This window comes from Mesorhizobium sp. SARCC-RB16n (genome assembly GCF_008520305.1).
In the GTDB taxonomy this organism is placed as follows: domain Bacteria; phylum Pseudomonadota; class Alphaproteobacteria; order Rhizobiales; family Rhizobiaceae; genus Mesorhizobium.
Window position 1 is genome coordinate 1 of record NZ_ML703254.1, and the last position, 10,920, is coordinate 10,920.

Annotated in this window: 8 protein-coding genes and 2 pseudogenes; 3 read left to right on the forward strand and 7 right to left on the reverse strand. The window is 59.1% G+C overall.

Features of this window, described 5'->3' with window-relative positions; translation table 11 throughout:
* From C7I87_RS02020 to C7I87_RS02050, 6 genes and pseudogenes are all read right to left on the reverse strand, one after another.
* A pseudogene (locus C7I87_RS02020) lies at positions 1-196 on the reverse strand (Na/Pi cotransporter family protein); the annotation flags it as partial.
* A gap of 536 nt (positions 197-732) precedes the next feature.
* Positions 733-1,494 (reverse strand): CDP-diacylglycerol diphosphatase, encoded by a 762-nt coding sequence (locus C7I87_RS02025; protein ID WP_188393690.1) that lies wholly within the window; start codon positions 1,492-1,494, stop codon positions 733-735.
* Between the two features lie 54 nt (positions 1,495-1,548).
* Complete coding sequence (locus C7I87_RS02030; protein ID WP_149902636.1) at positions 1,549-1,833, reverse strand: IS66 family transposase; 285 nt, start codon at positions 1,831-1,833, stop codon at positions 1,549-1,551.
* A 261-nt stretch (positions 1,834-2,094) separates the two neighbouring features.
* Positions 2,095-2,408 (reverse strand): annotated as a pseudogene (locus C7I87_RS02040) (IS5/IS1182 family transposase); the annotation flags it as partial.
* Positions 2,409-2,437: 29 nt separating this feature from the next.
* Complete coding sequence (locus tag C7I87_RS02045) at positions 2,438-3,334, reverse strand: alpha/beta fold hydrolase (RefSeq protein WP_149902637.1); 897 nt, start codon at positions 3,332-3,334, stop codon at positions 2,438-2,440.
* A 198-nt stretch (positions 3,335-3,532) separates the two neighbouring features.
* Positions 3,533-4,669, reverse strand: coding sequence for an epoxide hydrolase family protein (locus C7I87_RS02050; protein ID WP_149902638.1), 1,137 nt, complete (start codon positions 4,667-4,669; stop codon positions 3,533-3,535).
* Between the two features lie 160 nt (positions 4,670-4,829).
* On the opposite strand from C7I87_RS02050, the gene C7I87_RS02055 reads away from it, so the two are divergent.
* From C7I87_RS02055 to C7I87_RS02065, 3 genes are all read left to right on the forward strand, one after another.
* Positions 4,830-5,735, forward strand: a complete 906-nt coding sequence (locus C7I87_RS02055; RefSeq protein ID WP_149902639.1) for a LysR family transcriptional regulator — start codon at positions 4,830-4,832, stop codon at positions 5,733-5,735.
* A 1,126-nt stretch (positions 5,736-6,861) separates the two neighbouring features.
* A complete protein-coding gene (locus C7I87_RS02060; RefSeq protein WP_149902640.1) occupies positions 6,862-7,155 on the forward strand; it encodes a DUF1236 domain-containing protein in 294 nt (97 codons plus the stop codon).
* 374 nt (positions 7,156-7,529) lie between these two features.
* Complete coding sequence (locus C7I87_RS02065; protein ID WP_373424609.1) at positions 7,530-7,916, forward strand: low affinity iron permease family protein; 387 nt, start codon at positions 7,530-7,532, stop codon at positions 7,914-7,916.
* Between the two features lie 1,039 nt (positions 7,917-8,955).
* Here the strand turns inward: C7I87_RS02065 and C7I87_RS02075 are convergent.
* A complete protein-coding gene (locus C7I87_RS02075) occupies positions 8,956-10,920 on the reverse strand; it encodes a type IV secretory system conjugative DNA transfer family protein (RefSeq protein ID WP_149902643.1) in 1,965 nt (654 codons plus the stop codon).

Sequence of the window (10,920 nt, forward strand, 5' to 3'; positions counted from 1 at the left end):
CGGTCGAGCTTTGCAGCGCGATCGCGAGGCCCGTTCCAGCCAGCACCGCCATGACCGGATTGCGCATGGTGGCGCGGAGCCTGTGGCGCAGCACGTCGCCATAAGCGCGCTCGACGCCGGTCTTGACCATGCGGGTGGCAAACAGCATCAGCGCGACCGCGCCGGCCAGATGCAGAAGGACGACCGAGCCGCTCATGCCGGGCCACGCAGCCAGACAGCAGCCAGCGCCGTGGCCGCCATGACAGCAAAGGGGAAGATGACGGCGCGAGTCATGGACATTGCAAGCATCGACAATACCCCGATTACTTTTAGCCGGCCAATCAATTTTGTCCAATGCACGTGGTCAAATTCGTGATGCCGGATCAATCACGTGCGGAGCAACCGCAGATATAATCCGGCGCGATCAGCACCAACATTACGCAGAGTGTGAGTTTCAGCTTGTCCATGCTCGGTTAGGTAGGCGGTGAATGCCACGAGGTCCCAATTCCATGATCTCCGGTCCAAAATAATTGGAACTTTTGCTGAAGTAGCGTTCGGCAATTCGAGAGGATGCGATCGCACACCGTCGGCGAACGGCTAGACGAATCATTCATCGGCGCGACGATGCAATCTTTCGGGATGAGTAGGCCAATGTCGTCTTGTCAGCTGCACCGTCCCCCAGACCTACGTTGCCGCAAGGGATTCAGCTCAGCCCGGGAATACCCATGGTCGATCTCGTGCCGATGTCAAACATCAGCGCGAAGTGCATTTGTGATCGAGGAGGCGCTCGCCTGCCTGTCCTAAGTTCGCCAGAATGTAGAAGCCGGGCTTCGCGTCAGCAAGCGTTGCACCGACGACTATGACGTTCAAGTCCTCTATGGCGCGTAGCGCGTGAGGCAATCCGCTCACAACGAGGCCGACCACATTGGTAGTTCGCAGATCCGGCTTGTCGACTGCCATTATCCAATAAGGTCGCCCTTTCAACATGATAGGAGATGGTTGCCAAGGCGCGGCTGTCTTCGGCCCGCCCAGGGCAAGCGTCCTTTCCACGGACTTCGACAAGCAATCGACATGAATGTGCATTTGGTCCTGGGACCGCTCGGTTCGGGAATTCACCGCCAGGCCAATGGCTGATCGTGGCAGGCTATGTCCGAGTTTCGCTTCAACTTTCCATCGCGCTTCCCATGCCTCGCTCCAAAGTTGGGCGCCGGCAGTAGAACGGGCAAGTGGGCTCTCTAAGCCCGTGACCGCAGAAATCGGGGTCAGGAGAAACTCGGTTCGCTGCAGAGGTGATTTGATGAGGGTCCATCCAAACTCCCCGTCCTGGGGAAGGATGACCTCCTCGCAAGGAAAGGCCGCGCCATAATGCACACTTGTGAGGGCGCAGATGCGCACCGCCTCCCACAGCACCTCGCGTTTGAAGGAAGCGCAGGCGACTGTAGCTGACACTCCCATCAGCAATACCACCATCAGTCGAAGCCACCTGTCCCCGGCGAAGAAGCCCTGCATCGCCATTGATATCAATCCTGTACCTGAGCACGCGAGCATCCGTTACATTGGTTTGAGTCATCATACGATCGCTGGGCGCATGGCGCCAATGAGATGCAGCACTCGGCCGCAGCCCTTACAGGTTGTGTCATCGATATCGAGCCGAACATTCTCACGCGGCAGATGATCGGGCAGGGGTTTGTGGTCAGACGGCAGGTTGTGCTGCTGTCTCCCTACACGCGGACCGCGCTCCTCCTCGCGAGCGATATCGGCGTCAAGCTCTTCCAATGCGAGCGCCTGGTCGGGATCGAGCTGCTTGGAGCGGCGGCCGAACTGACGCTGCAGCTGCTTGATGATGAATTTCATTTGACCGATTTTGCCATCGCGGTGCTCAACGAGTGCCGTCGCGCACGAGATGCTGCAGAAGAGCCGGTTCGCTGGGCAGTTTGTGGAGGTCGAGCCGCATATCCAATTCTACTCGAATCGGCTGATTCGAAGAAGCGGCTTGGCCCGATTCAATGTAGATTTGTTGCACTTTTCAGCCGGCCAGAAGCGGTCGCCAGAAGCGCTCCGGCGCACGTCGGTCGATGCCTTCGATGAGCATCGCAAGTTGCGCCGGCGATAGCGTCACCGAGCCGAGCCGCCAGGCTCGGCCAGGCCGGCCACCTGCCCGGCGACCATGATCCATCCGAACACCTCCTCAATGCGTTTGCGGATGCGCTGGCTGACGGCATAGCCGCCGTGCCGCGTCGTGCCCCGTCGATCGCCGAACGACGGCCGTTGGTGTTCTGCGCCACGTGTGGCGTCACCTTCATCGCGCGCAACTCGTTGATGAAGTCCTCAATGTCATAGACCTTGTCGGCGCCGAGCGTGATTGCCTGCGGCCTGTCGGCATAGGCTTCGATCATGTGCAGCGCCGCCACCCGTTCGGCATGCCCGTTGCAAATCCCCGGTGTTGGAACCAAGGACTTTACAGCCAGCTGCGGAGCTTGATGATCGCATCGGCAAATTGCTCAGGCTCTTGCTGCGGCACGTTATGTCCTGCGGCCACGATGCGGTGCTCATGCATTCCGGCGAACAGTCCCGCATGGTCCGCGGTCCCGCCGGGTTTGAGCGGGTCGGCAGAACCGTCGATCGTCACCGCCGCTACAGTTATCGGGGGCTTCTGCGCCAGACGGGCTTCGAGAGTCTGCAGCGCCGAGTCGCCTTTCTCCAGGCCAAAGATCCACCGGTAGGCATGGATCACGACGTCAACGAAGTCGGGATTGTCGAAGGACACCGCCGATCGGTCGAATGTCGCCTCAGCGAAATGCCAGCCAGGTGACCATTCGTACCAAAGCAGCCTGCACAATTCGCGCCGATGCGCGGTCAGGCACTTGCGCCCGCGTTCGCTCTGAAAGAGATGTTGATACCAGAAGACGCGCTCAAGCGATGCGGAGACCGGATTGCGTTGTGCGTCCACGTCAATGATGTCGTAGCCCGCATAGCAGACGAGCCCGCCGACGCGTTCCGGCCAAAGCGCCGCCGCTACGCAGGAGGCGTTGCCGCCCCAATCAAAGCCGGCGAGGATCGGACGGTTCAGTTCGAGCACCTCGGCAAGCTGAATGACGTCGAGACCGCGCGCAGCCTGTTGCCCATTGCGCATGGTATTGGCGGAAATGAAGCTCGTCGATCCGAATCCTCGCGCGTAGGGGACAATAACCCTCGCGCCGGCACCGGCTAGGATCGGCGCCACTTGCTCGAAGGCATGCACGTCATATGGGAAGCCGTGCGACAGGATCACCGGCCAACCATTGGCCGGGCCCTGCTCGAAGTAGGCGATCCGCAGAGTTTCCGTCTGGGCGATTCTTGCCGGTTGCTCAGTCATTGAACTGTCCTTTCGAAGTGCGGGGGCGCCGGTCACCTCAGCGTCGGCCCGAGGTTTGGTGTCTCAAGGCGGGGTCGATCACAGCAACCGGGGCGCGGCGAGGTTCAACAATTTCAAACCACGAGGAGCTTCGAATTTGCGCCGGACCGGTGCGATTGCATCAGCCGTTACCTGCGCAGTCGGCGTGCAGTTCCGAACTCAGGACCGCCCTCGCATCACCTTGGCAATGAAGGCTCGAAGATCTGCCAACATCAGCGCAGGTTCTTCCAGAGCAGCGAAGTGGCCGCCTCTCGGCATATCGGTCCAATGAACGACGTTGTAGGTCTTCTCTACGAACGAGCGAGGCGTGGGCAGAAACACGGGGTCAGGAAATGCCGCGACACCCATCGGTGCTCGCACATGCGTGCCGGACGGAAGCCATTCCGATCCTTCGAGCCGCTTGCCGTGATAAATCCAAGTTGAGGTAACGACCGAGGGCGGTGCGACATAGAGCATTATGTTTGTGAGCAGTTGCTCTTCGGAAAATTTGCTCCAGATGTCCGGGCTGCCGTCGGCAAGCTTGGGCAGGTCCGCCCATTTACCGAATTTCTCGAGTATCCACCCGGCCGCGCCCACGGGACTGTCGGCCATCGCCACGCCCAGCGTTTGCGGACGTGTCTCCTGCTCATGATTGTAGCCGGTTTCCCAATCAAGGATTGCGGCGCGACGGGCCATAAAATCCCTTTCCTCGGCCGATGTCGCCGCGTCCTTGGGAAAGATGCTGACCATATTAATGTGGAAGCCGAGCAGCGCGTCAGGTCGCTCGTTGGCGATCCAGCTCGCGATATGCGCGCCCCAGTCACCGCCTTGGACAACATAGCGGGTTCGCCTGAACAACTGAACCATTAGCTGGTGCATGAGCTCAGCGGCCCGACGCGGGCCAATTACCTCGGTAATCGGGGTCGAGAATGCAAAGCCGGGGAGCGACGGGACGATTACATCGTGTCCGTCCGACGAAAGAGGATCCAGCAGTGGCTCGAACTCCAAGTAAGAGCCGGGCCACCCGTGGAGAAGTAGAACGGGCGGCTTCGAGCCGTCACCGCGCTTATGCAGGTAGTGAATGCGCTCGCCCTGGATTTCGGTCGTAAAGTTCGGCAAGCGGTTCAGGCGGCGCTCGACATCACGCCAGTCGAAATCGTTCTGCCAGTAGACGACGAGCCGCCTCAGGTCTTCGACGCCTACACCTGCCGACCATCCACCCGCGTCTGGAAGCTGATTCCAATCGTAGCCCGCAATCTTGGTCGCGATGGCAGCCAGCCTCTCCTCGGGTATGTTGATGGCGTAGGGGGCAACCATGGCGTTCTCCCGATCGCAGGTGTTCGGTGCCAAGGCCCGAGGAAATGGCTTTCCATACGGAAGAACTTGCACTGATTGATCCTTCCGCTGCAAAGATGGGGTATAGAATGCGAAAGTGTAGGGCCGGCTTCCGCAGAAGACCTTTGCATAGAGCGCACAAATGAGCTTTTCCCCGGATTGGGGCAGTGATCTGGAGCTGTTCACACTCGTGGTCGATGCCGGGAGTTTCTCCGCCGCGGCTCGGCGCCTCAACCTTGTGCCCTCGTCGGTTTCGCGAGCAATCGATCGGATAGAGACTCGGCTTGGGGTTCGGCTGCTACTCAGGACCACACGTTCTCTCACTGTCACGCCGGAGGGGGCGACGTATCTATCAGGCGCGCGAAGGATTCTCGCTGACTTCCGCGAAACCGAGGAGTTGGTGTCCAATCAAAGTTCACCGCGCGGGCGGCTGCGCGTGAGCACCTCTATTCTCTACGGCCGAATGTTCCTGGTGCCGGTTCTCGGCGACTTCATTCGGCGATATCCCGACATCTTGCTGGACGTTAGCCTGACCGATACAGTCGTCGACATTGCCGGAGGGCAAGCGGACGTGGGCGTTCGATTCGGTCCGCTTTCCGATGGAGCCCTGACGACGCGGAAACTCGGTGAGACCCATAAGGTAATCGTCGCCTCGCCTAATTACCTCTCGCGGCGCGGAACGCCCAAAGTTCCGGAAGATCTGCTTGAGCATGATTGTCTGGGATTCAATTTTAGACGCGCTGCACCCACTTGGCCCTTCCGCAAAAACGGCCGCGACTATTCACTGACGATCAAGGGGAGTGTCGAGTCGAACAATGGGGAAACGCTCGGTCAACTCGCGTCAGAGGGTGTTGGCATCACCCGGGTTGGGACCGAGACAGTTCAGGATCAAATTCGATCAGGCGCGCTCGTGCCACTGTTGGAAGAGTTCAATCCCGGTGACGTCGAGGAGATCAATGCGGTGTTTGTCGGCGGATCGCATACCCCGGTTCGCGTCCGTCGTTTCGTAGATTATCTGGTAGAAGCCTTGCGGCAGCCACCCATTTAATGTCAGCCATACAGGATGGCCTTTGCCGGTGCGTAACCCTGCTTTGCCGATCGTAGGTTCGCGGCGCGGACCAAGACTTCTTCTCGCGCACGGATGGCTTTGCCGTCCTGACCGCTCGCTTCCTACCCCATTCAGGCAGCCCTGTGATGATCTGAGGCACGGCACTCCCAGGGCTGACCAATCGGTGGCACTATCGCCGGTCAGGTGGATCACCGGCAAAATGGGACTGACGCTTCGCATGTGACGAGCGACTTCCCAGCCGGTAGGGCCATCTCCAAGTCTTGTGTCTGTTACGACGGCCGTAATCCGTTGGGGGCCACGATCAAGGGCCGCAAGGGCATCAACCCCTCTGGAGACACCAATCACCTCAAAACCGACTTCGACAAGCGAGGTTTCGACGTCAAGGAGGACGACGCTTGCGTCTTCTATCTTCTACAACCAGGATGAGCCCTGCCACTTGACCTCGGTCCAACTCTATCGACGGATTGGCCCAGCTGACGGGCGGAGCTTAAATTGGTTCCTCATCACGCGACGCGGGGCAGGACGCCCGCCACAGCGGCCTAGATCGTCGCCTTGTTGTGGGAGGCGATAGTCTCTTGTTATTTCAACGACTTACGGAAGTTCCATAAGATAGATTACGCAACATCGTCTTGTAGGAGCTAAGTTAAAATGTCCGGGTTTGGCAAAGTAGGAATGTCGCTCCTGCTTGTGCGCTGCCACTTAACATTGGTCGCCTCACCGAGGGTTGGTTAGAGGGCTCTCTCGCCACCTTGCGAGCAGCGGGAGAGCCCTATCGGCGCAGGAAGGGACATAGCTGCGCAGATATCGTTGGCAGCTCTCGTCAAACAAGAACCAAGCCGACAGGAAGTAGTCGCCACCGCGTATTCCGGTGCGAGCAACCAGCGTGCTGGCCAATGTTTTCCGTGAGCTTCCTCCTAAATTGCGACGATTAACGGCGCCAGTCGTCGGACGGTTCCTCGCCTTCACCAAAGCAAGACCTTTGCAGGTTGGTGCCTGGGTCCGAAGTCCGAGTTTGGTAAGGCCTAAGTCCCAGCCTCGGAACATCTCGGATTTGGACACGTTGGGTCCCGGGCAATTGTGCCCGAGCTCTCAGGAAGGTTTTCATATGAGAATGCATTTAATCGCTGCATCGTTTCTGCTCCTTGCCTCTGTCGGCGCGGCGGCGGCCCAGGACGTCGTTGTCGCCCCTGAGCAGGACACGGTCATTCAGGAGTACGTGCACAAGCAGCCCCTCGCTTCTGTGGAAGTTCCCGGCGTTGAACTCAACGTCGGCACTGCCCTTCCCGACACCGTCGAGCTTCGCGAAGTTCCCAACGTCAAGTACCGCTACGTCGTGGTCCACAACCGGACAGTTCTCGTGGACCCGGGCACCCGGAAAATCATAAAGGTCTATAACTGAGCAAAGTGTTGTAGGCCCGTCGCTGCCAAGGCGACGGGCCGCACCCAATTCAGGCGGTGAAGGCATTGGCAAAGACATTCTCACGGGCGATCGCCGATATGAGCTTCCTAGGGCGCGGGGCACCAGTGTTGTAATCCCCCCGGCACGTCAGCGCTCGGCCTGCCGACCATCAACGTTGGGCCCTAGGGCCGCGACTACCATTGCTCGAGCGGACGCACGCGCCTTACACGTTCAAAACTTTACCGAACCTTATCGACCGGATCAGCCGCAATATCAGCTAGCATAGGTTCTTTGGGCAGAAGTCTCTTTCGAGACACTGCAGGAACCAAAGGCGCTGCCGCAGATTGCGCTGAGACTGCAAACGCTTGATGAGGATGCCCATGGAGAAAACGTTCAATCACCTGGCCAGCGCGGTTGCTCATGCCACCGGCCGCCCATGGGCGTTCGCGCTGTGCCTCGCCTCGGTCATCGTCTGGGCGGGCACTGGCCCGATCTACCATTATTCCGAGACCTGGCAGTTGGTGATCAACACCGGTACCACGATTGTCACCTTCCTGATGGTGTTCCTCATCCAGAACACGCAAAACCGGGACGGCGCGGCCATTCAGGCCAAGCTTGATGAACTGATCCGTTCGGGTGCCGGAAAAAATGACTTTATCGGAATTGAGCATCTTACGGAAGCCGAGGTCGAGGAGTTTAGATCATTGTGCGCGCGTGCCAAGGACCTCAAGACCCGGGATACCAGCGCAGCAAACGCCTAATTCGCCTCCGTTATCCGATTTCAATGATCCGCCGTTTTCGGGCTTCGCGCGCTTTGGGACAGGCCTGGGCGCCTTCCGTGCGGCACCGGGCTTCGCTTGCCGTACGAGTACATCCGAAGTCCAGCGGGCTCGGGCGGAAGCCTGCGGCTAAGCCGGCGAAGAGCACAGGGAAAAAGCGCTCGACCCGGTGACTGCGCATCCCTGCCCATTTTGCACGAGCTCCGATGTAAGGCCATACGTGACAGTCGAGGCGCGAGTAGTGGTGAATGCGACCACGGTGGTGCATCCGGCCCTGTCTGCATCGACCAATTAAACGCGGTTAGAAGCTGGAATCGGCGTCCCGCCACACCTGATCAGGATAGGGATTGACGGCTGTGTCCAGCAAGCATTGTCAATCCGCCGAAACGTGATGTTGAGACTCGGGTGTGGAAGTGTATCATTTTAACACAATCGTCAATTTGTAGACTCCCGCGATGCATCGGCAGCTAGTGTCTCCGTCCAGGCTAAGGGCGGGAAAGCAGCGAACCCGGGAGGAAAACGATGTCTGTCCAAAAAGGCGACTTTCGAACGAACAGAGCCGACTATTTGATCGCCGCGACGAAAGGCCGATCGGCCGTTGAACTCGGCCGCGATGAGATACTGGAAAGGAAATCTTTGTGGCTACGAGATCCGCGTACCGCCAGATTCGGCGCGAATCCGCGTGATAGCGCTCCGGGGTCGAGAGCCAGACCCCGCGGCAATTAGCGGCTCTGGTACTTCCGACACACCCTGCCTTTGTGCAACCCAGCTTCGTCCTTATGGATGCCTGCCGATCATTCCGGCAGGGGCGTATATTTGTCGTCAGCCGGTGCCGTGTTTCGTTTCCGAGCCCCCGCCGGTTAGGCCAAGTGGCACGCCACCAAACCCGACGGCTACCGGGGCGCTCCCGTATCGGAACCAACTAGACCGCTTGCACGACACCCTAGCGCAATGAGGCGTGCACCATAGACCCTGCCGTGCATGCCATAGTACATGCTCCATCACCGAGGCCGGAAGGGGATTATCCCGTCTCCAGCCCGAGTTCCGGTCCGGCATCTGGTACCGTCTCGTCGAATATTGCCGACCAGTCCCTCCCTCCTCTCCGGAATTTGAGAGCTCTCGACCTGATAGCAAGAGTCTTCAATCTCCGCGCAGCCGAATCGAAGCGAGCTTCGATTGCCTGCACTGTCTGCACTCCGCGCACCAATCCCTCAGAGTTGCCATTTCCTTTTGATGCGTCAGCAGGCACGGTCGAATATCGTTGGCTGGATGAAACTTCGCCGGTCTCACCCGAATTCTCATATGTCTCGGTCGTCGCAGGAACGGCCCTTCGCGGAAGGAATTCCATTGCCGGCACGGAAGGAACGTGGCTGCGTGAGAAAGCCTCTATCTCGCGGAAAGGCTTCGTCGCGAAGAAGCGCAGCTTGTCAGCAAGGATCGGGTTCTGTCCCTCGACAAGCACGAGCATCTTATCGGAGGGGAGCTGACGGACTTCCTGCGGCATTAGCAAGTCCCGCTCTCTTAGCTGCTCCACCTTGGTGCGGCGATGAAGACCCATCAACTCGATCGTTCGCGACTCGGTCTTGTAGCGAACTGTGCGCCGACCAAGGCTTTTTGAGACGGCCTCGGCAGTCGCTTGATCGTTCGCACCAAGGACAAGCTGATAGCCGCAGTTTCCCATCAGGGAATGCCGCGCGGTCTCGCCGTAGATCTCGTCCAGGTTTTTCAGATCCTGGACGATGAAGGCCATCTTGATGTTGTAGCCGGCAACATAGGGCAGCTTGCTGGTGATCTCGCTGAGCTTCTTCAGTTGGCGGAACTCATCGAGGAGGAAATAGACCTGCAGCGGTCGCCGATCCTGCTCGAGCAGCAGTGTGTCGAGCGTCTGCTGGACGAAGAGCGCAAGCAAGGGCTTCAGCAATGTGACGTCGGTGATGTTCGGCGCCAGATAGATCGAGATAGGCCTGTACTTCAGGGCACGCAAATCCATATCTGTCACTGACGTCGCCGCGATCACGCGCTCGTTGCGGAAGGGCCGCAGGGCCTTCTGGATATCAAGCAAAGCGGACGCTGCGGTTCGCTCGGAAAGCGCAACATAGGCGTTGAAGCTCTCGACGGTGAAGCGAGAGAGGTTCGGCTCCTTTTCCTTGATGAGGGCCATGAGAGCCTGCAGGTTCGTTCCGCTGTTGAAGAAAGCCGTTACCTCGCCAAGATTGCGCCGGCCGCTGTAGAAGACGCTTTCGTTGATGTAGCTGATTGCGCCGGCCATTACCTGCTGGGCGGTCGCCTGCCAGATCGAATTTTCGGAGTCGACGCTTTCGGGAATCAGAATGTTGGCGATGTTTTGGATATCGGTCGTGCGGTCACCGCGGTCGGGGCGGATGAAATCGAGCGGATTGTAGCGGTGCGTGCGATCCGAACCAGGCGCGAAGAGGAAGACCTGGTTGCCTTTCGATTTTCGGTAGCCGGCCGTCGACCGGAAAATCTCCCCCTTGAGGTCGGTGACGATCATTGATCCTTCATGGGTGAGCGCGTTCGGAATGACGTAGCAAGCACCCTTCCCTGAGCGGGTCGGTCCGATGACCAGGTGATGCCGCTCGTCATCGACGCGCAGGATCTGGCGGCTGAAACGCCCGAGAATGTGCCCTCTGCGGCGAAACCATTTGCCGCGGCAAAGCGATGCTAAGTTCTGAAAATGCGCATCGCCAAGGGGGTTGGATACTGGCCGAAGACCGACATAGGCAACAATGAAAGCGATGAAAAGCGCGGGGACGGCGGCTCCGAGACCGACCCGCTGGAGCACCGGATTGTCGGCATAGAGCGCGAGCTGCTGAACAGGTGCCCACGGGTTCCTGGTGATCGTGGCCTCGATGACGCGAGCGTCGCCGTAGAGAAGCTTCAACGCCAGGCCATAGCCAAGCAGCCAGATGGCGAATGCGATCGCCAGACAAAACCCGAGATAGACGAGGCGCAGGGTGCCGGTCAT